Consider the following 22,043-nt stretch of genomic DNA (forward strand, 5'->3'; position numbering starts at 1 on the left):
GAAACATCTTGTCGCCCGCAAGGCGATTTTTTCGGTGTCTACGCGCCCGCGGCGGGCCCGAGCAATTCCTCGGCGACCGAGAACACGTCGCCCGCAAGCGGCATCTCAGCCATTTCCGCCAGCGTGTAGAACGCCGCCGTCTCGGCATCGTCGCTGGCCACGGGCTCGCCGCCGGCATAGGCCGCACCGAACACGCTCAGCAGATAGTCGACCGCGTGGTTCTCGGCACTGCCGTCGATATGGATGTCGCGCAATGGCCGATAGCCTGTCGCTTCGAGCCCTGTCTCTTCCTGAAGCTCGCGCGCCGCGGCTTGCGCCAGCGTTTCGCCCGGCTCGACCTTGCCGCCGGGATAGGCGTAGAGCCCTTGCGACGGCGCCCGCGCGCGCTTGACCAGAAGCACCGTCTTGCCGCGCACGACGGCGACGGAAACGGCCGGTATGATGATCCTGCGCTGTTCCATGCGGGTCGATCTTTCTGCAGCCTTTTGTGGACCGATTGGGCGAAACAGCTTTAGCCGTTGCGGCGCGGCGGTTCCATCGCCACTTTCATGGCTCGTCAATCGAAGAGCCCAGATTCATGTGCGGACGCTTTGCCCTGACCGCCACGCCGGACCAGACCGCCGCCTTCCTCGGCCTTGCCGAGCTCGAGGAGTTTCCGGCGCGCTACAACATCGCGCCGACGCAGCCTGTGCTGATGGCGCTTGCCGGCCCGCAGCGGGAACCTGGCTCGAACCAGCCGGACCGCCAGGCTATGCTGGTGCGCTGGGGGCTGATTCCGGCCTGGGTCGAGGACACCAGGGCGTTTCCGCTGCTCATCAACGCCCGTTCCGAAGGGGTGCTGCAAAAAGCTTCCTTCAAGACCGCCATGCGCCACCGGCGCTCTCTTGTGCCGGCATCGGGCTTCTATGAGTGGCAGCAGTCGGGCAGCGGCAAGGGGCAACCCTACTGGATCCGCCCGCGACGCGGCGGCGTGGTCGCCTTCGCCGGCCTGATCGAGACCTTTTCCGAACCGGGCGGCTCGGAGATGGACACCGGCGCCATACTGACGACCGATGCCAATGCCGGCATCGCCCATATCCACGACCGCATGCCGGTGATGATCGAGGAACGCGACTTCGCCCGCTGGCTGGATTGCCGCACGCAGGAGCCGCGCGACGTGCTCGATCTGCTGAAGCCGGCGGAACCCGATTTCTTCGAGGCTGTCCCGGTTTCCGACCTGGTCAACAAGGTCGCCAACACCGGGCCGGAGATTCAGGAGCGCGGCATCGTTTCGCCGCAAGCCGAAAAGCCCAGGCGCCAGAAGCCTGGCGCGGACGAAAACCAGATGAGCTTATTCTAGCGAAGGTTACTAGCCTGGCGAGGCTGCTTCCGGAGGCCTTCATCTCCAGGGCGCGCTCTGGCGCCCTCGTCGCCGGCATCCCCATTGTCGGGGACCGTGCCGGTCGTGCCTTTTCAGGCAGCGCGCGGCGAAACGATCTTCTGTGCGGGCTTCTTCTTCTTCGCGGTGTGGAGGAGGGCCGCGACGATTGCCGCCGGGCCGATCGCGCGGTAGTGGCTGGCCAGTGCGGGCTGCGTTTGTCGGTTCTGTTCCTGCTTGTTGCGAGCCATGATTCTCTTCCCTTGGTAACGGTTTCGTGTTGAGCGTTTGGCGGCCGATTCCGACCAAATCGTGACATCTGGCGGTCTAGCCGGCGAATGTTTCATCACTGTGCCGACATGTTTAATAAAATGTTTCGGCCTGTCTTTACCTGTGATTCAGCGACATCTTTCCTGAGCGGAGCGGCTTGACGGCAACACCCGCCGGCGCGATAAAGCCGCCCATGAAAACGTCTTTCGCCATTTGTGGCATTTGCATTATTGGCTAGCCTCGCGCTGGTCCGGACGTTTTCGCCTCATCTTTACCCAGATCGGAAAAACGCCCCGGCCAGCAGGCTGGAGCCTGCTTTGTGCCTTCGGCGCGGAGCTGGTTTCAGTGAACCCAAACCAAGGACCGGGACCGCATGTCTGACGCATCGAAGGGCCTCAGCCTCTACAACACGCTGACGCGGGCGAAGGAGCGTTTCGTTCCGATCGATCCGCACAATGTGCGCATGTATGTCTGCGGCCCGACCGTCTACGACTTTGCCCATATCGGCAATGCGCGCCCGGCGATCGTCTTCGATGTGCTTTTCCGTCTGTTGCGCCAAGTCTACGGCGAAAGCCACGTCACGTATGTGCGTAACATCACGGATGTCGACGACAAGATAAACGCCAGGGCGCTGCGCGACTTCGGCGGCGAGATCGAGGCCGGAAAGCTTTCGCTCAACGATGCGATCCGCAAGGTCACCGAAAAGACTGCCGACCAGTATCACAAGGATGTCGCCGCGCTTGGCTGCCTTGAGCCGACCTACGAGCCGCGCGCGACCGAGTTCGTCGCGCCCCGGGCCGACGGCAAGGCCGACATGCTGTCGCTGATCCGGCAGCTGATCGAGCGCGGCCACGCCTATGTCGCCGGCGGCGAGGTGCTGTTCGACACCGCCTCGATGCCGGACTATGGCGAATTGTCGAAGCGCAATCTCGACGAACAGCAGGCGGGCGTGCGCATCGCGGTCGATGCGCACAAGAAGAACCCGGGCGATTTCGTGCTGTGGAAATTGTCTTCGCCCGAAGAGCCCGGCTGGGAGAGCCCATGGGGCAGGGGCCGGCCCGGCTGGCACATCGAATGCTCGGCCATGTCGGCCGCCTATCTCGGCGAGGTCTTCGACATCCATGGCGGCGGGCTGGACCTGATCTTCCCGCACCACGAGAACGAGATCGCCCAGTCGCGCTGCGCCCACGGCACCAAGGTCATGGCCAATGTCTGGATGCACAATGGCTTCCTGCAGGTCGAAGGCCAGAAGATGTCGAAGAGCCTCGGCAACTTTTTTTCCATCCATGAGCTGCTGGAGACCGAGACTTTCGGCGGCCGCACCTGGCCGGGCGAGGTGCTCAGGCTGGCGATGCTGATGACGCACTATCGCGAGCCGATCGATTTCTCCGTGCGCAAGCTGGAAGAGGCGGAAAACACGCTGCGCAAGTGGAAGCGCGCGGCGGATCAGGCACCCGCGGCCGCGAAGGACCTGCCGGCGGATGTGGTGGAAGCGCTGTCCGACGATCTCGCCACCTACACCGCCTTCCAGCGGCTGACGCAGCTTGCCGGTGAGGCAAGCGATGCCAGAGGCGAGAACGCCGCCGCTTCGCTGAAGGCGGCGCTGGCCTTCCTCGGCTTCGATACGGGCGCGGCCAAGGTGGACGAGGCTGCGGTCGCCAAGGCGATCGCGGATCGTCTGGCGCTGATCGCGGCGAAGAACTGGCCGGAGGCCGATCGGGTTCGCGACGAATTGCTGGCGCAGGGCGTGCAACTGAAGGACGGCAAGGACCCCGCCACCGGCGAACGCGTGACGAGCTGGGAGATCAAGCGGTGAGGGTGGATGCTCCCATGATGGAGAGGTTTGAGCGAGGCCCCCCTCTCTGTCCTGCCGGACATCTCCCCCTCAAGGGGGGAGATCAGCAGCTTCGCGGCAGGCGCCTTTTGTTCCACCTCAGCGATTGGCGAAAGCCAAGGCGACGTCCAATCTCCCCCCTTGAGGGGGAGATGCCCGGCAGGGCAGAGAGGGGGGCCTCGCGATGACCCATCATCGGGTATCCCCGATCAATCGCGGCAATGCGCGCAAGATGCGCAAGGAAATGACAGATGCCGAACTGAAGCTCTGGAACGAAGTCCGGGCACACAGGCTGATGGGCCTTTCCTTTCGGCGGCAAATGCCTATCGCAGGTTATATCGTCGACTTTGCTTGCCCTGACAAAAAGCTGATCGTCGAGATTGATGGTTCGCAGCACGCTCATGAAGAAGTTTCGGCTTCCGACGTCGTGCGAACCACGAAGCTCGAAACGTTAGGCTGGACCATCCTGCGCTTCTGGAACGACGACGTGATCCGCGATATCGACAATGTCTGCCAGCATATCGTCATCGTGGCCGGCCTGGCCGATGCGCCCGCGCCACCAACGGAGGATCTCGTCCTATGATCGATCATCTGGGCATCACCGTTTCCGATTTCGGCGCCTCGAAGGCTTTCTACGACAAGGCGATGGCGCCGCTGGGGGCTTCGCTGCTCTACATGGTGCCTCAGGAATATACCGGCGGCGCCAAGGTTGGCGGCTATGGCCGCGACCGGCCGGTGTTCTGGCTGAGCGACAGCACGGACAAGCCGAGATCGACCCAACACGTCGCCTTCACCGCGCGCAGCCGCGCCGAGGTCGACGCCTTCCATGCGGCAGCACTTGCCGCCGGCGGCAAGGACAATGGTGGACCTGGCCTGCGCCCGCACTATCACCCCAACTATTACGGCGCCTTCGTCTTCGATCCCGACGGCAACAATGTCGAGGCGGTCTGCCATGATCCGGAGTGAGCCCCAAAAGCAGCCCATGATCGGGAGTGTGTCATGAGCCTCGACAACCGGCCGGTCTACACCGGCGGCTGCCAATGCGGCGCCGTGCGCTTCCGCGTCGAGGGCGCGCTTGGCGACGCCTCGGTCTGCCATTGCCGCATGTGCCAGAAGGCGAGCGGCAATTTCTATCTGCCGTTGGTTTCGGTGCGCGGCGCCACGCTCGACTGGACGCGCGGCGAACCGAAACGCTTCCGCTCGTCGAATGCCGCCTGGCGCGGCTTCTGCGCCGAATGCGGCACGCCGCTGACCTTCGAGGCATCGGACGGCATGGCGCTGGCGATCGCCGCCTTCGACGATCCAACGGGCATCGCGCCGACCATCCAATGGGGCGTCGAAGCAAAGCTTCCCTATGTCGACGGTATCCCGAAACTGCCGTCTGAGGACACGATGGCCGATATCGCCTCGGCGCCTTATCTCGCCGAACTCGTCTCCTACCAGCATCCCGATCACGACACCGACCAATGGCCGCCGGAGGAAAGACCATGACCGATCAAGTTCGAACAGGCGGCTGCCAGTGCGGCGCTGTGCGCTTCCGCATCAAGGGCAAGCTCGGGCGCCCGTCCATCTGCCATTGCCGCATGTGCCAGAAGCAGTTCGGCTCCTTCTTCGGCGCGTTGGTGACGGTGCCGAAGGACGGCGTCGAATGGACCCATGAGGAGCCGAGCTATTTCCAGTCCTCGGTCAACATCGACCGCGGCTTCTGCGCGCGCTGCGGCACGCCGCTGACCTATCGCCAGCCGGGCGCGCTGGAGATCGCCATCGGCGCCTTCGACGACCGCTCCGACCTCGCGCCCCAGATCCAGGTCAACTACGCGGTTCGCCTGCCCTGGGTGGAGAAGATCTTCGAGGCGCCGGTCCATGACGACCCCGATTTCTATCGACGTCAGGAGCAGATCATCTCCTTCCAGCATCCCGACCACGAGACGGCCAACTGGCCGCAGCAGGGCTTGAAACTATGACGATCCACAACAGTTCCTTGCGCACGCTCTATCCGGAGATCGAGCCGTTCGAGTCCGGCATGCTCGATGTCGGCGACGGCCACACCATCTATTGGGAGCGCTGCGGCACCAAGGGCGCCAAGCCCGCCGTGTTCCTGCATGGCGGTCCGGGCGGCACCATCTCGCCGAAGCACAGGCGCCTGTTCGACCCGAAACTCTACGACGTCGTCCTGTTTGACCAGCGCGGTTGCGGCAAGTCGGCGCCCAACGCTTCGCTGGAGGCCAACACCACCTGGCATCTCGTCGCCGACATCGAGCGCCTGCGCGAGATGGCGGGCTTCGACAAATGGCTTGTCTTCGGCGGCTCCTGGGGCTCGACCCTGGCGCTCGCCTATGCCGAGACGCATCCGGAGCGCGTCAGCGAGCTCGTCGTGCGCGGCATCTACACGCTCACCCGCGCCGAGCTCGAATGGTACTATCAGTTCGGCGTCTCCGAGATGTTCCCGGACAAGTGGGAACGCTTCCTGGCGCCGATCCCCGAGGCCGAGCGCGGCGACATGATGGCCGCTTACCGCAAGCGGCTTGTCGGCTCCGACCGCAAGGCTCAGGTCGACGCGGCTCTTGCCTGGAGCCTGTGGGAAGGCGAGACGATCACGCTGTTGCCCGAGCCGGAGACAAGCACGCCGTTCGGCCAGGACGACTACGCGGTCGCGTTCGCCCGCATCGAGAACCATTATTTCGTCCATGCCGGCTGGCTGGAGGAGGGACAGCTGCTGCGCGACGCCTGGAAGCTGAAGGACATCCCCGGCACCATCGTCCACGGCCGCTACGACATGCCGTGCCCGGCAAAATATGCCTGGGCGCTGCACAAGGCGTGGCCGAAAGCGGATTTTCATCTGATCGAGGGGGCAGGGCACGCCTATTCGGAGCCCGGGATTCTGGATCGGCTGATCCGGGCGACGGATAGGTTTGCTGGCGGCAATGCAACTTAGGTACGTCGAAAGCTGAAAAAATGGGCGAAATACTCACTGGCGGGTGTCAATGCGGCGCTATTCGCTACAGCGCGCGTAACGCCGCCGATCCCGCAATCTGCCATTGCCGGATGTGCCAGAAAGCTGTCGGCTCGGTGTTTTGGCCCTTTTTCAAAGTGCATCTTCCGGATCTCGAATGGACTCGTGGCCGGCCAGCCCTCTACCGCAGTTCGGAGGTGGGAGAACGTGGCTTCTGCGCCGAATGCGGAACCCCGCTGACTTTCTGGCATGTAAATGTCGAAACAATCGACCTTTCAATAGGCAGTCTCGACGACCCCACGCGCTTGGAACCAATTCGGCAACATTGGGCTGGGGCTCGCATGCCATGGTTCAATCGATTGGCCGGCTTGCCGGAGGTGAAAAGTTCAGCTTCTCCGGAAGAGATTCTACGCCGCCGCCCCTTTCAGCATCCCGATCATGACACGAGCGAATGGTCGACCCCAGGAAATCTCCGATGAAGCAACGCCTTTATCTCTTCGACACCACCCTTCGCGACGGCCAGCAGACGCCGGGCATCGACTTTTCCGTCGAGGACAAGATCGCCATCGCCAAACTGCTCGACGCGTTCGGCATCGACTATGTCGAGGGCGGCTATCCCGGCGCCAATCCGACCGACACCGCCTTCTTCCAGAAGAAGCGGACGGTGAGCGCGAAATTCGTCGCCTTCGGCATGACCAAGCGGGCAGGGGTCTCGGCTTCCAACGATCCGGGGCTGGCAGCGCTGGTGCAGTCGAAATCCGACGCCATCTGCTTCGTCGCCAAGAGCTGGGACTATCACGTGCGCGTCGCGCTCGGCTGCACCAATGAGGAGAACCTGGAGTCGATCAAGACCTCGGTTGAGACCGCGATCGCGGCCGGCAAGGAAGCGATGGTCGACTGCGAGCATTTCTTCGACGGCTTCAAGGCCAATCCCGATTACGCGCTCGCCTGCGCCAGGACCGCTTATGACGCCGGCGCGCGCTGGGTGGTGCTGTGCGACACCAATGGCGGCACGCAGCCTTCGGAAGTGCGCGAAATCGTCGGCAAGGTGATCGCCGGCGGCATCCCGGGCGATCATCTCGGCATCCATGCCCATGACGATACAGGTCAGGCGGTGGCGAATTCGCTGGCCGCCGTCGAGGCCAGCGTGCGCCAGATCCAGGGCACGCTGAACGGCATCGGCGAGCGCTGCGGCAACGCCAACCTGATCTCCATCATCCCGACGCTCTCGCTGAAGCCCGCCTTCGCCGATCGCTTCGAAACCGGCATCTCGGCCGAAGCGCTGACCGGAATATCGAGGCTTTCCCGCGCGTTCGACGAATTGCTCAACCGCGCGCCGGAAGCGCAGGCGCCCTATGTCGGCTCCTCGGCCTTTGCCACCAAGGCCGGCATCCATGCGTCCGCTTTGGCCAAGGAACCGGCGACCTATGAGCACGTGCCGCCGGAAGCCGTCGGCAACCGTCGCCGAGTCATGGTTTCCGACCAGGGCGGCAAGGCGAATTTCCTTGCCGAGCTGAAGCGGCGCGGCATCGATGTACCGAAGGACGATCACCGGCTCGACGCGCTGATCGCGGTGGTCAAGGAGCGCGAGGCCGAAGGCTATGCCTATGAAGGCGCCGACGCCTCCTTCGAGCTGCTTGCGCGAAAAATGCTGCACGGCCTGCCGGAGTTCTTCAACGTCACCTCCTTCCGCTGCATGGTCGAGCGCCGCTTCGACGCAAACGGCAATCTGAAGACCGTCTCCGAGGCGATCGTGAAGGTCGAAGTCGACGGCGAGGAGAAGATGTCGGTGGCCGAAGGCCATGGCCCGGTCAACGCGCTCGACATCGCGCTGCGCAAGGACCTCGGCAAATACCAGAGCGAGATCGTCGATCTCGAGCTTGCCGACTTCAAGGTGCGTATCCTCAACGGCGGCACCGAGGCCATCACCCGGGTGTTGGTCGAATCGCACGATTCCACCGGCGCCCGCTGGTGGACGGTGGGCGTGTCGGAAAACATCATCGACGCCTCCTTCCAGGCGCTGATGGATTCGATCGTCTACAAGCTGATGAAGAACCGCGAAATGGCCGGGCTGGTGGCAGCGGAGTAGGGCTCCTTTCCTCGCCCCCGCAAAGCGGGGGAGAGGTGTCCCGGCGCAGCCGGGACGGAGAGGGGGGCACCCTCCGCGAAGCCAGAGCCGATGCAAGACGGGGTGCGAGGCCGGTCACAAACCAGCTTTGTCCTTTGCGGCAAATTGTCAGCCACCGCGCTGACCCCTCTCCGTCCCGGCTTCGCCGGGCCACCTCTCCCCACTGCGTGGGGCGAGGAACTTGCGCCTCGCTCGCTTGAACCATCACAAGAAGTCCATTGATCCATCATAATTTTGTGATGGTCTTGGGCGGTCCGCTGGGCCATAGCGTTGGGCCATGATCACCGCTACAGCCGATCTCGATCAGGACGCCAGGGGTCGCCGCGGCTTCCTCCTGGCGCTTGGCGCCTATTTCCTCTGGGGGCTGCTGCCCTTCTACATGAAGGCGGTGGCGCATCTGCCGCTTGCCGAGGTGATCGCCAACCGCGTCGTCTGGTCGGTGCCGATCGCGGCGGCGGTGCTGATCTGGGCCGGCCGCACCGCCGACTTCAAGGCGGCGATCCGCTCGCCGAAGAGCCTTGCCATGGCGGCGCTGACGGCGGTGCTGATCTCGATCAACTGGGGTATCTATGTCTGGGCGATCGCTGTCGACCGTACCGTCGAGACCGCGCTCGGTTATTATATCAATCCGCTGGTCAGCGTCGTTGTCGGCGCCGTGCTGCTCGGCGAGCGGCTCGACCGGCTGCAGATCGCAGCGGTCGCGCTGGCCGCGATCGCGGTGGCGGTGCTCACCGTCGAGGCCGGCAAATTGCCCTGGGTCTCGTTGGCACTCGCCTTTTCCTTCGCCGCCTACGGCTTCTTCCGCAAGACGCTGCCGATCGGCCCGAGCCAGGGGTTCCTGCTCGAAGTGCTTTTGCTCTCGGTGCCGGCGCTCTGCTACCTCGCCTACCTGATCGCCACCGGCCAGGATCATTTGATTTCCAGCACCGGCGCCGACGCCGCATTGCTGATCGGCTGCGGCCCGGTCACCGCGGTGCCGCTGCTGCTGTTTGCGTTCGGCGCCAGGCTGCTGCGCCTCTCCACCATCGGCATCATGCAATATATCGCGCCGACCATGGTGTTCCTTATCGCCGTGCTGATCTTCGGCGAGCCGTTCGGCACGACACAGGCCATCGCCTTCGCGCTGATCTGGGCGGCTCTGGCCATGTATAGCTGGTCGATGTTCAGGGGCCGCGAGGTCCGCCAGGCGGCGCCGGCGACGAGATAGGATCGGCGCGCTACACCCGCCCCAGCCGCCGCACGATCTTATAAACAATGCCGGCGATGACGACCGAGATCGCCGTCACCACCCAAAAGCCGTGCGGCGTGTCGACCAGCGGCAATCCGCCGACATTCATGCCGAACAGGCCGGAGATGATGGTCATCGGCAACAGCACCGCCGTCATGACGGAGAGGATATAGAGCAGCTGGTTCGACTGCTCGGTCAGCTTCGCCATCAGCTCATCCTGCAACAGGCGCGTGCGCGCCTGCAACTGCTCGCCGTCGTGATGCAGCGTGTGCGCCCGGTGCGAGAGCCTGGTCGCCATGTCGTTGATCGGGTCCGGCAATTCATTGCGATGCGAATGGTCGAGATGGCGGAAGAGGTTGGTGAGCGTCGCCATCTGCCGGTGGATCAGCACCAGTTGCCGGCGCGCGTCGACCAGCGCCTGGCGCTCATTATGCCATGCATCGCATACGATGCGGTCCTCGATGCCATCGAGCGTGTCGCCCATCCTGTCGAGCTCGGCCGCCATGCCGTCGAGCGAGTGGCCCATCACCGCCTCGATCAGCTCGGCCGGCGTGCGGAATTTTCGCGTGCCGCTCTCCACCAGCTTGCGGACCTTGTCGACCGATTCCAGCGGCTGCTTGCGGGCGCCGACCAGCATCTTGTCGTTGAAGGCGAAGCGGAAGTGGGTGAGTCCGCGCGATTCGGCAAAATCGTGCCTGAGGTCGGGGAGGTCGCCATAGAGGAAGTCGTCCTCGAAATCGATCTGGCAGCCATGGCTGGGCGACAGGAAGGCATCGCGCACCGGCGTAGGCAAAGCCTGCTCGGCGCCGATCTCGTGGCGGGCGCGCATGTCGGTGATCTGATAGCTGCGCCAGCTCCAGTGCGCCTCGGCGGGATCCTTGGTGCGGGAACCGTCGGCCTTGAAATGATAGATGAAGAACAGCCCGTGCTCGTCCGGCAGGTAGGGCGAGAGGTCTGTGCCTTCGGCGGGGAGGGCGACGTTCATGGCGGCTTCGCCGGCTCTTGATGCGGTCGGGGTCGCGGGGGCGGCCAGGCAGCATTTCTAGCATGCGCCACCCGGTTGGGTGTGACAGTTCGATGACGGCCGACGTCAGAGCCGGATGATTTCAGGTCGTCGACCTGAAATCTGAATCCGTCTCCAAATCAAAGAGATAGAGCATGATGTCATCCGAAAACCGCTTCACACTTTTCGGCGTCATGCTCTAGGCGGCTTCAGTCCTGATTTCGTGCGACCCAAAAAATTCTTCCGCGCCCCGGGAATAAACCCCGGGCCTTCCGGGTCTTGCTGTGTAGCGAGGCCATCCTCCCAAGGCACGCACCAACCAAACCGGAAGGAATACGCACATGAACAAGATCGTCTTTGCCGCAGCCGCCATTCTCGTCGCCACCAGCGGCGCCTTCGCCGGCAGCGACCACTTCTCCGCGACGAATGCCGGCCAGCAGGCCGTCGCCGTCGACACCACCACGACCGCTTCCATCGCGAAGCCCGAAATGGCCCGCCACGACATGGCGGCCAAGATTGCTGCGGACGAGCCCGGCCAGGGCATTTGGGGTCACTGAGCTGGAGTGAGGGGCCAAAGGTCCTGATCCCTGTGTGAGGAAGGCACGCCTCACTCCGGGCTCCACGATCCGAAAGCCCCGATCTCCCCGGCGCCGGACCAGTCTTCAGTCGGACCGGCCGGCGCCGGCTTCCGCAGTCGGCGGAGGGTCGCACCGGGCCCTCCGCCATTCTCTCATACCGCCTGAAACATGAAGCAAACCCGCAAGCCACAAGAGGAGATTTCTGATGTTTAATATGACACGCCGCATGGTGCTCGGATCCGCCGCCGCCGCCGCCGCCTTCGGCATTGCCGGCAAGCTGGAATTCGCGCCCGCGGCTCACGCCGAAACCCCGGTCGAGCCGCTGGTCGGCTTCTACAAATACAAGGTCGGCTCGCTCGAGGTCACCGCCGTCTATGACGGCATCTGGCGCAAGCCGCACGACCCGGCCTTCATCAAGGACGTGTCGGTCGACGACACCAAGGCAGCGCTCGCCAAGGCGGGGCTGACCACCGAGTTCATGCCGATCCCGCTCACCGTCGTCGTTCTCCAGATGAACGGCCGCACCATCATGATGGATGCCGGCTCCGGCGTCGGCCAGTGGCAAGCCAACGCCACGCATCTGCCGGCCAACATGAAGGCGGCCGGCATCGACTACAAGGCGATCGACACCATCATGATCTCGCATTTCCATCCGGACCATGTCTGGGGCCTGATGGAGAAGGGCACCAACGATCCGGTGTTCCCGAATGCCGAGCTCATCGTCAACGCCACCGAATACAATTGGTGGACGGATCCGAGCCGGCTGGCCAAGCTGCCCGAGGGCCGCAAGCCCGCCGGCAAGCGCATCGCCGAGAACTTCCCGAAATGGAAGAACTGGAAGCTGGTCGACGACGGCGCGGAAGTGGTGCCCGGCATCCGCCTCATGGCGGCGCCCGGCCACACGCCCGGCCATTCCGTCTACCATGTCGATGCCGGCTCCGAGCAGTTCCTCGTCTCGGCCGACACCATGTACGTGCCGGCGCTGCTCGCCCCGCATCCCGAATGGCAGGGCGCTTATGACCAGGACGGGCCGATGGCGATCGCCACGCGCCACAAGATCATTGACCAGGTGATCGCCGACAATGTCCGCATCTGCGGCTCGCACTTCCCGTTCCCCGGCACAGGCAGCTTCGTCAAGGACGGCAACGCCTACGCCTTCACCCCAACCCAGATCTGATCGGAATCGGATCCTGAACAGAAAGCGACAACTCCCATGAAACACGCACTTTTCGCGGTGCTCGGCGCCATTGCGGTCTTGACCGCGGCTCCCATCGCCATCGCCGTTCCGGCCTATGCCGTGGACGACATCGAAGGCGCCGATGCACCCGACCTGACGGCCGTGAAAGCCAAGATCGAGGCCAAGGACTACAAGGGCGCGCTGGCCGATCTGCGTGACCTCGCGCAGGACACCCAGCAGGCCGACGTCTACAATCTGCTCGGCTTCACGCTGCGCAAGACCGGCGACTACCAGACCTCGCTCACCTACTACACCAAGGCGCTGGAGCTTAAGCCCGACCACAAGGCGGCGCATGAATATCTGGGCGAGCTCTATGTCGAGACCGGCGACATGGCCAAGGCCAACGAGCAACTCGCCTCGTTGCAGAAGCTCTGCCCGGCGGGCTGCGAGGAGCTCTCCGATCTCAAGCAGGCCATCGATACCAAGGTGACGAAGTAGGCGGCCTGCTTCCTCGCTCACAAAGTGGGGAGAGGTGGCCGCGAAGCGGCCGGAGAGGGCCTTGCGCGGACCTATAAGCATCGACCTTTTTTGGGCGCCACGGCGGTAGCGCCCGAAAACCGGAGCCGGCGTTCCTCTCCCTCGCGCCGGCTCCGACCCTTCAACCCGAGCGCGCAGGCGCGCGTCCATGCGGACGGGGTGGCACTCCCGCTCAATTCCAAGATGCCTGTTTCCAAGGATTGGAGCCGACCATGACACCGATCGAACTTGCCGAAAAACTTCACGCCAGGGACGCGGTCCTGCTCGCCGGCCGCCTGCTCCTGTCCCTGATCTTCGTGCATGAGGGACTGCAACTGGCGACGCATTTCGAGGGGGCCCAGAAGGCGATGGCCGCGCTCGGCGTCGGCACGCCGCTGCTTGTCGCCACCATCCTGCTGCAGCTTGGCGCCGGCCTGTCGGTGGCGCTCGGCATCCTGGCGCGGCTCGGCGCGATCGGGCTCGGCCTGTTCTGCCTGATGACGGCCACCCTCTTCCACACCAATTTCGCCAGCCAGAACGAGCTTCTACATTTCGAGAAGGACCTCGCCATTGCCGGCGGCATGTTCATCCTGGCGCTGGCCGGTTCGGGCCGGCTGTCGGTCGATCGGTTGCTGGCGGGTTTCGCCAAGGGTGCCAAGATTGATCCGACCGTCAAGCAACATCTGTCGGTGGGGGAGACGAGCTTGCCGGTTTGACGAGACGTCGGCCGCGCGTCACAGCACGCTCGTGATCCCGCCATCCACCAGCAGCGTCTGCCCGGTCACGAAGCTCGCGGCGTCGGAGGCAAGGAACACGGCGGCGCCGGCGAGTTCCTCGACATCGCCCCAGCGCCGCATCGGCGTGCGGCCGGTGAGCCATGTCGAGAATTTTTCGTCGGCGACCAGAGCAGCATTCAGCTCGGTCTTGAAATAGCCGGGCGCGATGGCGTTGACGCGTATGCCGTGCTGGCCCCATTCGCCGGCCATCGACTTGGTCAGCATGATGATCGCCCCCTTGCTTGCCGCGTAAGGCGCGATCGAGGGGCGGGCGAGGGCGCTCTGCACCGACGAGACATTGATGATGACGCCTTTGCGGCGTTGGATCATGCCTTTCACCGCGGCGCGGCTGACCTTGAACACGCCGTCGAGATTGGTCGCCATCAGTGCATCCCAGTCGGCGTCGGAAAAAGTCTCGAGCGGCGCACGGCGCTGGATGCCGGCATTGTTGACCAGGATGTCGATCGGCCCGGTGCCCACTTCGCTCGCCGCGATCGCCGCGTCGACCGATTGCGTATCGGTGACGTCGATCACGGCTTCCGCCACCGAATAACCCTCGGTGCGTAGCCTCTCGCCGGCGGCCTTGAGCTCGTCGGCCTTGCGGCCGCCTATGGTGACGCGCGCGCCGGCGGCGGCCAGCGCCTCCGCGAAGGCGAGGCCCAGCCCGCGGCTGGCGCCGGTGACGAAGGCATGCCTGCCTTCGAGGCCGAAGAGACGGCCGAGATAATCAGTCGAACGCAATTTGCACCTTCATCGATTGTGATTTGTCGCTGGCCAGCTCGAAGGCTTTTCGCGCCTCGGCAAGCGGCAGCGTGTTGCTGAGCAGCGGCGCGACGTCGATGCGGCCCGTGCCGATCAAGTCGACGGCCAGGGCGAATTCCGTGTCGAAGCGGAAGCTGCCCTTCACCTGGATTTCCTTGGTGACGATCATCGAAATGGAAAGCTCCGCCGTCGCGCCCTGGCCGACGGTCACCAGCGTGCCGCGCGGCTTGATGAACTGCAATGCGCTGGCCACCGTGGCGCCCTGGCCGGCCGCTTCGAACACGACGTCGAAATAGCCCTTGTTGGCGGCATAGACGTGCAACGCATCGGCATTTGTGGCGACATTGATGGTGCGGTCGGCGCCCACCTTGGCGGCGTATTGCAGCGGCTTGTCCTGCACGTCGGTGACGACGATCTCGCGCGCGCCGGCAAAGCGCGCGGCGAGCACCAGGAGCGTGCCGATCGGCCCGGCGCCCATGATCAGCACCCGACCGCCAAAGACCGGCGCCTGGGCGACGGCATGCAGCGTCACGGCAAAAGGCTCGGCGAAGGCGCCGGCGGTAGGGTCGGAGCCCTTCGGCAGCGGCACGGTGTTTTCGGCGCGGCAGACGAGATGCTCGGCAAAGCCACCCTGCACATGCGGTGTGCGCATCGCCGATCCCAAAAAACGCATGTCGAGGCAATGGATCGGCTCACCAATGCGGCAGAAGGCGCAGACCCCGCAAGGGTTTGCCGGATTGACGGCCACCGCCGCGCCGATGGCCGGTCCCGAAACGCCTGCGCCGAGCGCCTCGACGCGGCCGGCGATCTCGTGGCCGAGGATCATCGGCTCCTTCATGCGCACGGTGCCGAAGCCGCCATGACGGAAATAGTGCAGGTCCGAGCCACAGATGCCGCCGCGCGTGATGCGCACCAGCACTTCGCCCGGGCCGGGCGAGGGGGCGGCTCGCTCCTCCACATGGAGGTCGAGCGGCCGGCGCAGCACCACAGCGCGCATCGAGGACGTGGGCGACAAACCGGCTCTCCGAAATTTCTGTTCCCACAGCTAGCAGCAAAGCCCGGCTGCGTTCAATCCAATTTATCTGATAAATCGGATTAATAGGCCGAGCTGTGCGCCTTGATAATTAGTCAATGCGGTGTCGATCCCACACGTGTAACAGTGGCGTGAAGACCCAAAGCAATTCCAGGAAAAGTGCGAGCGGTTTTGTGTCCGGAATTGCGTCAAAACAGAACATGGGCCGAGACAAATGGCAGGCGACCAGACCTCGTCGGTAACCGATGAGATAACCAATATTCTCGGCCGCGAGATTCTCGGTGGACTGTTTCCGCCCGGCGCGACACTGTTGGGCGAGGAAGAGATCTGCGCCCGCTTCGACGCCAGCCGCAGCGCTGCCCGCGAAGCGGTGAAGATCCTTTCGGCCAAGGGCCTGCTGCTCACCCGTCCCCGGCGTGGCTCGCGCATCCGGCCGCTGAAGGACTGGAACTTCCTCGATCCTTCGGTGCTGGGCTGGCTGCGCGCCAGCGCGACGCCACGCCATTTCATCACCGAGCTTCTGGAAGTGCGCCTTGCCTTCGAATGCGAGGCGGCGGCGCTTGCGGCGAGCCGTAACAACGCGGACGAGATCGCCGCTATCCGCGAGGCCTTCGAGGCGATGCGCGCGGCATCCTCTGGCCAGGGCGATCCGGTCTCGTCGGATGCGGCTTTCCATGAGGCGGTGCTCGCCGCCACCGGCAACCGCTTCTTCCTGCCGCTCTCGGCGCTGATCCACACCGCGTTGCAATACAGCGTGCCGACCACCAACGCGCTGTTCGGCCACCCGGTCGGCGACCTCGACGCGCATGGCAAGGTGCTGAGGGCGATCGAGGCCGGCGACGCCGCCCGGGCGCGCAAGGCCATGCACGACATGCTGAGCGAAGTGCTCGCCCGCGTGCGCACCGCCGTTGAGCTAACCGGCGCCAGTTGAATCGTTCAGGCCGGAACGCGCATATCGTCCCGGCCTGCCTGGTGTCGGCGGCTAGTGCAGGTAGCCCAGCAGCCAAAGAATGAGAATCACGGGCAAAGGAATCCCGATAAGCCAAAGCAATCCGCCTCGCAGCATGACGATCTCCAAATTGTCGTTATGTGAGGCAACGCTAACGCATAGGCTTTGTTCCCGGCCAATGTTTTGGTGCGCCAATGCGAATGGCGGAAGGCCCGGTCCGGCTCAGCAGCCCCGCGCTCGATCGCCTCGTAAGGCCTTGTGGCCATTTGTCTAAAAGCGCCGGAGTAATCCCAATCACTCGCGGGTAATACGCTGGTGCACGCGGCCGAGGATCTCCGCAAAAGTCTCGAACGTGCCGTGCTCGGTCAACTCGCGCAGCACCTGCTCGTTGATGCCGCCCCGCGTCGCGTAATCTTGCGACAGGCGCATGAAGTCTTGGCCAGGCGCCGTGTCGGGCGCATTGGCCAGTGCCTTGTAGATGCTGGCGATGTACGCGCGGCTCTTGTCGTCAGCCACACCCCGGCTGCGCACCCAGGTGTGGATCGTGTCGAGATATTTGAAATAGCTGGCATAGGTCGCGGTGACGACGCTGAGCGCGTCGAACTCGCCTTGATCCTCGACCTCGATCACATCGCCCAGCCTGCCGAACAGCGGCGCCACGATCGGGTCCGGCGGACAGATGATCGTTGCGCCTTGCAGGCGCGCGATCATCGGCATCGGCAGCGCCTTGCCGACATGCGCCGCCGGCGCCACGAGGCCGGCGATCTCTTCGCGCGATATCGTGGCGATGAGGCTGACGACGTGATGGTCCGGCCGGAACCGCAGTGCCTTGAGCACCTCGCGCGCGATCTGCGGCCGCACCGCCAGCATGACCGTGTCGCACTGGTCGAGCACGGCTTGGTTGTCGGCGGCGATGCGCACGTCCGGGTAGCGGGCGGCAAGCTCGGAGGCGATCTCTTCATTGCGTGGCGAAACCACCACCGGCGTCGTCTCGTCCGGCAGCGACTTCAGCCCGGTGACGATGGCCGAGCTCAACGTGCCCGTGCCGACAAAGCCAAGTTTCATTGAGTGTTTCGCCCCTTGTTCCGGATCGCCGCTGACAATAGCGACGGTTCCCTTGTCGGCAAGGGCGGGATCGATCCCCGCCAAACTGTGGCCGGATAGCGCCGACCATGGCTGTTACGTGCGATTAAGGCCGGCCTGATACATTCGCTGAGTCCGATCGGGGAATGTGGCTATGAGCCAGCGCGCGTTCATCACCCTGCTCATCCTGCTGGCGGTGCTCGTGGCACTGTCGGCCACGCCTTTCCCCGGCGCCATGATCGGCTTCCTGTTCGGCGTCGCCATCGCCTTCTTCATCGCCGGGCCGGCTATGCTGGTCGGCAAGGTGCTGGAGAATAACGGCATTGCGATATCCGGTGAGACGGCATTGTGGGTGCTTGCCGGCTTTTATGCGCTGCTCATTCTCTTCGCCGCCTTCCAGATCTGGCGCCGGCTTCAGCGCCAGGACCCCGACCAGGCGCGATCCGCTGGCATGCGGCTGGCGCTGCTCGTCGCGCTGCCCGCGATGGCGTGGCTGTCGGTGAACGCAATGCAGGAAGCCTGGCCGTGAGGCTGCCGATCTATGGCAACCTCGCGGATAAGGCTTGGCTCACCGCTTCGGCCCGAAACCGGGATAAGGGTTGAGCGGCACGATCGCCGCGATGTCCATCATGCCGGCCTCGATCAGCGGCAGCGTGGCAAGGTGGCCGCGTACTTCCTTTTCGTCGGTAGCCTCGAACATCATGCCGCTGCCGGGAATGTCGCCGCGGTTCCAGATCTGGCGCACGGCGCCTTGCGCATAAAGCGTCTTGCGCTGCTCGGACTCGGGCGGCAGCAGCGGCGCGAAATCGGCGTCGCCGAACTTCTGGGTGTTTCGGGTGAGCAGGGCAAAGAACTGCATGGCGGTCTCCTTTGTGGTGGTTGATGCCAGAGATATCGCGCTGACTAGCCAGACTGTCCAAGACTGATTAGGCTATAGTTGAGACCTTCGAGGACCTGAACCGGGGAGCAAAAAGATGCTCGACCTGCGCCAGATCAGATATTTCGTCGCCGTCGCCGAGGCCGGCAATGTCGGCCGCGCCGCCGCGCAGTTGCATATCTCGCAATCGCCCTTGAGCCGGCAGATCATGCAGCTCGAGGAGCAGTTGGGCGTCGCACTGTTCGAGCGGGCGAAGCAGCGCATCCATCTCAACGCCGAGGGCAGGGCTTTCCTTGCCGAGGCCCGCGCCTTGCTTGCCAACGCGGCGCGGCTGGAAGAGCTCGGCCGCAGCCTCGCCAGCGGCGCCACAGGCAGCCTCGCCATCGGCTATGTCGAGGGCGCGGTGCATTCCGGACTGGTCGCCGCCATGCTGCGGGATTTCCGCCGCGCGCGGCCGGATTTCCATCTGCAATTGCGCAGCCGGCGGACGGCCGCGCAATTCGAGGATCTGCGGCAGCGCGTGCTCGATCTCGGCTTCGTCTATTCGCCGGCGCCGGAGGGCGATCCGGATGTTGAAAGCATGCTGGTGCGGCGCGAGCCGCTGGTGCTCGCGCTGCCGGAGGGCGATCCGCTCGCCGATCTCGCCGACATTGCGCCCGGCCACCTCGACGGCCGCGTCTGGATCACCGTCGTGCGCCAGCCTGGCGACACCAACCGCGCCCAGTTCCTGGCGGCCTGCGCAGAATCCGGCTTCATGCCCGATATCGCCTATGAGACGGCAGATCCCTTGACCTCGCTCGGCCTGGTCAGCGCCGGCCTCGGTCTCGCCACGGTCCAGGAAAGCTTGCGAAGCGCAGCACCCACCGGCGTGATCTTCCGCGACCTGCCATGGTTCAAGCGCAGCGTGTCGATCCATCTCGCATGGCGGCGGCAGGATCGAAGGGCGGTGATTGGGGATTTGAGGGAGGCAGTGAATAGTGAATAGTGAATAGTGATTAGTGATTAGTGATTAGTGATTAGTGATTAGTGATTAGTGATTAGGAGGCCTTCAGTAGACGGCGGCGCAAAGTTGCGCAGCCTCACCATTCACCATTCACTATTCACCACTTACTACTCACATCTTATCGATCACCGACCGCACGCCCTCCGTCGGCGCGTCGACCGACGATCCGGCCACCATGATGGCGGCGACGATCGCTTCCGGGTCGTCGACGACAAGCGGCTTCACCCGCTGCGCGGTGTGGATGAAGCCTTCGGCCGACATGTGCTCCAGCAGCGCCAGCATCGGGTCCCAGAAGCCCTTGACGTTGGCGAAAACGATCGGCTTGCGGTGATGGCCGAGTTGCGCCCAGGTCATGATCTCGACGATCTCCTCCACCGTGCCGATGCCGCCGGGCAGCGCCACAAAGGCGTCGGATTTTTCGAACATGCTGTGCTTGCGCTCGTGCATGTTGTCGGTGATCAGCAATTCGTCGAGCTTGTCGAGCGCGGTCTCGGTCGCCTCCCTGTTGATCAGGAAGCGCGGGATGATGCCGGTGACCTTGCCGCCGGCCTTGAGCGCGCCATCGGCGACGGCGCCCATGATGCCCTTGGTGCCGCCGCCATAGATCAAGCGCAGTCCGGATTTGGCAAGCGAGCGGCCGAGTGTGTGGCCGGCCTTGATATAGGCCTCGTCGCGGCCCGGAGACGAGCCGCAATAGACGCAGACGGATCGAATCGTGTTCATGGCGATGATTGGTGATAGGGACGGTTGGCGCGGTCAAGCCCGCGGCCGGGCTTTTTCTTGTCGGACTCGGGAAAACACGCTAGACCGGGCGTTAGGTGGCTAAGGGGGCAATACGGAATTATGGCTATCAATCCTTCTAAGGCGTTTTTGTTCGCGGCGGGCGGCGTTGTCGCCGTCGCGGCGGTCGCCTACGGGTCGGGTGCGCTCGACCCTTACATCAACAACCAGAAACCGGCGCAGGTCGCGGCGCTGCCGCAAACCAATGCGAAACCGGCCGAATCCTCGAGCACGAGCACAGAGGGGCGCGTGCCCCAGGCGCCGGCGAACACAATGGCTCCGGCCAACACGATGGCGCCAGCCAACACCATGGCGCCTGCCAATAAGATGGCGCCGGCGAATAACGCCATGGCGCCGGCCAACACAATGGCATCGGCCGACAACGCGGCGGCTCCGGCCGCCCAGGCGCCCGCCGCCGCGGCTGGTCCGACACTGCCGACCTTCGATGTCGTGCGCGTCGAGAGCAATGGTTCGCTCGTCGTCGCCGGTAGCGCCGCGCCCAACGCCAAGGTCGAGATCCTGAATGGCGGCACCGTGCTTGGATCGACCGATTCCGGTCCTGACGGCGCCTTCGCCATCGTGCTCGACAACCCGTTGAAGCCTGGCGACTATACGATCACGCTGCGCCAGACGGTTGGCGGCACGGCTGTCGCCTCGGCCCAGACCGCGGTGGTCTCGGTGCCGCAGAGCCCGACGGGCCAAGTGCTGGCGATGGTCGAGGAACCCGGCAAGGCGTCCCAGCTGATCACCGTCCCTGAGGCCGAGACCAAGCCGGCGGCGCCGGCCGCGACCGATCAGGCTGCGGCGCCGGCGAAGCAGGCTCCGGCAACGCCCGCACCGGCTGCGTCGAGTTCGGATACAGCCCCGGCTGCGACCGCGCCGGCCGCCACCGACCAGGCGTCTGCTCCGGCGGCCGCTGCGGCGGAGCCCAAGATCGCCGTCGAAGCGGTCGAGATCGACGGCAGCAAGATCTTCGTCGCCGGGACGGCTGATCCCGGTCGCAAGGTGCGCGCCTATGCCGACGCCATCCTGCTCGGCGATGCCAAAACCTCGCCCGACGGCCATTTCCTGATCGAGGCGACGCGCGACATTCCGGTCGGCAACTACACCATCCATGTCGACGGGCTGGATGACGACGGCGTCAAGGTCGTCGCCCGCGCCGCCGTGCCATTCGAGCGCGAGCCCGGCGAGTCGATCGCCGCCGTCGCCCCGACCGAAACAAAGACAGGCGAGGCCAAGCCGGCCGAGACCAAGCTGGCACAGGTCCAGGGCGCCGGGTCTCAGGCCGCGGAAGCCAAACCGGCAACGGCCGCCGAGGCGCCAGCCGCTGCTGCGACCGGCGAGGCCCCCGCCAAGGTCGCCGAGGCAACGCCTTCGACAGACGTGCCAGAGACGGTCGCGCCAAAGCTCGAACATGCCGACGGCGCCGCCGTCATCATCCGCCGCAACGACACGCTCTGGCGCATCTCGCGCCGCGTCTACGGCCACGGCGTGCGCTATTCCACCATCTATCTCGCCAACCAGGACCAGATCCGCAATCCCGACCGCATCTGGCCGGGCCAGGTGTTCAAGGTGCCGTCCAAGTCGAAGGAAGGCGAGGATGCCGACATGAAGGCCATGGGCGAGCAGATGACAGCTGCGCCGGCGAAGACGGAGTAGGGGCGCTTCGTCATGTATGGACGGCCCCTCTTGGGCAAGAGGCAAAATAGCGGCGACGGCTTAAGTCTGGAGCGGTC

The 22,043-nt window shown here is 64.5% G+C and carries 27 protein-coding genes; 18 read left to right on the forward strand and 9 right to left on the reverse strand.

All coding sequences use genetic code 11. The features are described from left to right. Window positions 1–38: 38 nt before the first annotated feature. Window positions 39–461 carry an NUDIX hydrolase gene (locus tag RFM52_RS23540; protein WP_320294991.1) on the reverse strand — a complete coding sequence of 141 codons (423 nt, stop codon included), beginning with the start codon at window positions 459–461 and terminating at the stop codon, window positions 39–41. Window positions 462–577: 116 nt separating this feature from the next. On the opposite strand from RFM52_RS23540, the gene RFM52_RS23545 reads away from it, so the two are divergent. Next, window positions 578–1,339, forward strand: coding sequence for an SOS response-associated peptidase (locus tag RFM52_RS23545; protein WP_320294992.1), 762 nt, complete (start codon window positions 578–580; stop codon window positions 1,337–1,339). A 113-nt stretch (window positions 1,340–1,452) separates the two neighbouring features. Here the strand turns inward: RFM52_RS23545 and RFM52_RS23550 are convergent, their stop codons facing one another. Then, the gene (locus tag RFM52_RS23550) at window positions 1,453–1,608 is read right to left on the reverse strand and encodes a hypothetical protein (protein ID WP_112095803.1); all 156 of its coding nucleotides are present in this window, start codon (window positions 1,606–1,608) and stop codon (window positions 1,453–1,455) included. A 392-nt stretch (window positions 1,609–2,000) separates the two neighbouring features. Here RFM52_RS23550 and cysS point away from each other — a divergent pair, with 392 nt between their 5' ends. The 9 genes from cysS to rarD all read left to right on the forward strand — a co-directional run bounded on the left by cysS (window position 2,001) and on the right by rarD (window position 9,749). Further along, on the forward strand, window positions 2,001–3,443 hold the full coding sequence (gene cysS, locus RFM52_RS23555; protein WP_320294993.1) for a cysteine--tRNA ligase: 1,443 nt from the start codon (window positions 2,001–2,003) through the stop codon (window positions 3,441–3,443). 202 nt (window positions 3,444–3,645) lie between these two features. Beyond that, window positions 3,646–4,044, forward strand: coding sequence for an endonuclease domain-containing protein (locus RFM52_RS23560; RefSeq protein WP_320294994.1), 399 nt, complete (start codon window positions 3,646–3,648; stop codon window positions 4,042–4,044). Further along, entirely contained in the window at window positions 4,041–4,427 is a 387-nt protein-coding gene (locus RFM52_RS23565; protein ID WP_320294995.1) for a VOC family protein, read from the forward strand. The genes RFM52_RS23560 and RFM52_RS23565 overlap by 4 nt, the downstream gene beginning before the upstream one ends. Window positions 4,428–4,460: 33 nt before the next feature. Beyond that, a complete protein-coding gene (locus RFM52_RS23570) occupies window positions 4,461–4,952 on the forward strand; it encodes a GFA family protein (protein WP_320294996.1) in 492 nt (163 codons plus the stop codon). Further along, complete coding sequence (locus RFM52_RS23575) at window positions 4,949–5,425, forward strand: GFA family protein (protein WP_320294997.1); 477 nt, start codon at window positions 4,949–4,951, stop codon at window positions 5,423–5,425. The genes RFM52_RS23570 and RFM52_RS23575 overlap by 4 nt, the downstream gene beginning before the upstream one ends. Continuing rightward, entirely contained in the window at window positions 5,422–6,396 is a 975-nt protein-coding gene (pip, locus tag RFM52_RS23580; RefSeq protein WP_320294998.1) for a prolyl aminopeptidase, read from the forward strand. The genes RFM52_RS23575 and pip overlap by 4 nt, the downstream gene beginning before the upstream one ends. Window positions 6,397–6,416: 20 nt before the next feature. Then, window positions 6,417–6,893 carry a GFA family protein gene (locus RFM52_RS23585; protein ID WP_320294999.1) on the forward strand — a complete coding sequence of 159 codons (477 nt, stop codon included), beginning with the start codon at window positions 6,417–6,419 and terminating at the stop codon, window positions 6,891–6,893. Continuing rightward, window positions 6,890–8,503, forward strand: coding sequence for a citramalate synthase (gene cimA / locus RFM52_RS23590; RefSeq protein WP_320295000.1), 1,614 nt, complete (start codon window positions 6,890–6,892; stop codon window positions 8,501–8,503). The genes RFM52_RS23585 and cimA overlap by 4 nt, the downstream gene beginning before the upstream one ends. A 316-nt stretch (window positions 8,504–8,819) precedes the next feature. After that, complete coding sequence (gene rarD / locus RFM52_RS23595) at window positions 8,820–9,749, forward strand: EamA family transporter RarD (RefSeq protein ID WP_320295001.1); 930 nt, start codon at window positions 8,820–8,822, stop codon at window positions 9,747–9,749. 10 nt (window positions 9,750–9,759) lie between these two features. On the opposite strand, the gene RFM52_RS23600 is transcribed toward rarD, so the two are convergent. Then, window positions 9,760–10,755, reverse strand: a complete 996-nt coding sequence (locus RFM52_RS23600) for a transporter (RefSeq protein ID WP_320295002.1) — start codon at window positions 10,753–10,755, stop codon at window positions 9,760–9,762. Window positions 10,756–11,114: 359 nt separating this feature from the next. Here RFM52_RS23600 and RFM52_RS23605 point away from each other — a divergent pair, with 359 nt between their 5' ends. The 4 genes from RFM52_RS23605 (at window position 11,115) to RFM52_RS23620 (ending at window position 13,760) form a co-directional block, all read left to right on the forward strand. Then, window positions 11,115–11,330 carry a DUF680 domain-containing protein gene (locus RFM52_RS23605; RefSeq protein ID WP_320295003.1) on the forward strand — a complete coding sequence of 72 codons (216 nt, stop codon included), beginning with the start codon at window positions 11,115–11,117 and terminating at the stop codon, window positions 11,328–11,330. Window positions 11,331–11,556: 226 nt separating this feature from the next. After that, the gene (locus tag RFM52_RS23610) at window positions 11,557–12,528 is read left to right on the forward strand and encodes an MBL fold metallo-hydrolase (protein ID WP_320295004.1); all 972 of its coding nucleotides are present in this window, start codon (window positions 11,557–11,559) and stop codon (window positions 12,526–12,528) included. 36 nt (window positions 12,529–12,564) lie between these two features. Further along, complete coding sequence (locus RFM52_RS23615; RefSeq protein WP_112101891.1) at window positions 12,565–13,026, forward strand: tetratricopeptide repeat protein; 462 nt, start codon at window positions 12,565–12,567, stop codon at window positions 13,024–13,026. 251 nt (window positions 13,027–13,277) lie between these two features. After that, window positions 13,278–13,760 (forward strand): DoxX family protein, encoded by a 483-nt coding sequence (locus tag RFM52_RS23620; protein ID WP_320295005.1) that lies wholly within the window; start codon window positions 13,278–13,280, stop codon window positions 13,758–13,760. A gap of 18 nt (window positions 13,761–13,778) precedes the next feature. Here RFM52_RS23620 and RFM52_RS23625 read toward each other — a convergent pair whose 3' ends face one another. After that, window positions 13,779–14,561 (reverse strand): glucose 1-dehydrogenase, encoded by a 783-nt coding sequence (locus RFM52_RS23625; protein ID WP_320295006.1) that lies wholly within the window; start codon window positions 14,559–14,561, stop codon window positions 13,779–13,781. Then, window positions 14,548–15,579: an L-idonate 5-dehydrogenase gene (locus tag RFM52_RS23630; RefSeq protein ID WP_320295043.1), complete on the reverse strand. Its 1,032-nt coding sequence runs from the start codon at window positions 15,577–15,579 to the stop codon at window positions 14,548–14,550. Before RFM52_RS23630 ends, RFM52_RS23625 begins: the two co-directional genes overlap by 14 nt. A gap of 250 nt (window positions 15,580–15,829) precedes the next feature. Between RFM52_RS23630 and RFM52_RS23635 the strand changes: the two genes are divergently transcribed. Then, window positions 15,830–16,546: a FadR/GntR family transcriptional regulator gene (locus RFM52_RS23635; protein WP_320295007.1), complete on the forward strand. Its 717-nt coding sequence runs from the start codon at window positions 15,830–15,832 to the stop codon at window positions 16,544–16,546. Window positions 16,547–16,858: 312 nt separating this feature from the next. Here RFM52_RS23635 and RFM52_RS23640 read toward each other — a convergent pair whose 3' ends face one another. Next, entirely contained in the window at window positions 16,859–17,629 is a 771-nt protein-coding gene (locus RFM52_RS23640; RefSeq protein ID WP_320295008.1) for a pyrroline-5-carboxylate reductase, read from the reverse strand. 172 nt (window positions 17,630–17,801) lie between these two features. Here RFM52_RS23640 and RFM52_RS23645 point away from each other — a divergent pair, with 172 nt between their 5' ends. Continuing rightward, a complete protein-coding gene (locus tag RFM52_RS23645) occupies window positions 17,802–18,176 on the forward strand; it encodes a hypothetical protein (protein WP_320295009.1) in 375 nt (124 codons plus the stop codon). 39 nt (window positions 18,177–18,215) lie between these two features. Here the strand turns inward: RFM52_RS23645 and RFM52_RS23650 are convergent, their stop codons facing one another. After that, window positions 18,216–18,506, reverse strand: a complete 291-nt coding sequence (locus RFM52_RS23650) for a muconolactone Delta-isomerase family protein (protein ID WP_320295010.1) — start codon at window positions 18,504–18,506, stop codon at window positions 18,216–18,218. Window positions 18,507–18,621: 115 nt separating this feature from the next. Between RFM52_RS23650 and RFM52_RS23655 the strand changes: the two genes are divergently transcribed. Next, a complete protein-coding gene (locus RFM52_RS23655; protein ID WP_320295011.1) occupies window positions 18,622–19,509 on the forward strand; it encodes a LysR family transcriptional regulator in 888 nt (295 codons plus the stop codon). A 129-nt stretch (window positions 19,510–19,638) separates the two neighbouring features. On the opposite strand, the gene RFM52_RS23660 is transcribed toward RFM52_RS23655, so the two are convergent. Together RFM52_RS23660 and RFM52_RS23665 are read right to left on the reverse strand one after the other, a co-directional pair. Next, entirely contained in the window at window positions 19,639–20,250 is a 612-nt protein-coding gene (locus RFM52_RS23660) for an LOG family protein (RefSeq protein ID WP_320295012.1), read from the reverse strand. Between the two features lie 212 nt (window positions 20,251–20,462). After that, complete coding sequence (locus tag RFM52_RS23665; RefSeq protein WP_320295013.1) at window positions 20,463–20,690, reverse strand: hypothetical protein; 228 nt, start codon at window positions 20,688–20,690, stop codon at window positions 20,463–20,465. Here RFM52_RS23665 and RFM52_RS23670 point away from each other — a divergent pair. Further along, on the forward strand, window positions 20,674–21,966 hold the full coding sequence (locus tag RFM52_RS23670; protein ID WP_320295014.1) for a LysM peptidoglycan-binding domain-containing protein: 1,293 nt from the start codon (window positions 20,674–20,676) through the stop codon (window positions 21,964–21,966). The two genes, RFM52_RS23665 and RFM52_RS23670, sit on opposite strands and share 17 nt — an antisense overlap. Window positions 21,967–22,043: the final 77 nt, after the last annotated feature.

The organism is Mesorhizobium humile, from assembly GCF_033977215.1.
In the GTDB taxonomy this organism is placed as follows: Bacteria; Pseudomonadota; Alphaproteobacteria; order Rhizobiales; family Rhizobiaceae; genus Mesorhizobium; species Mesorhizobium humile.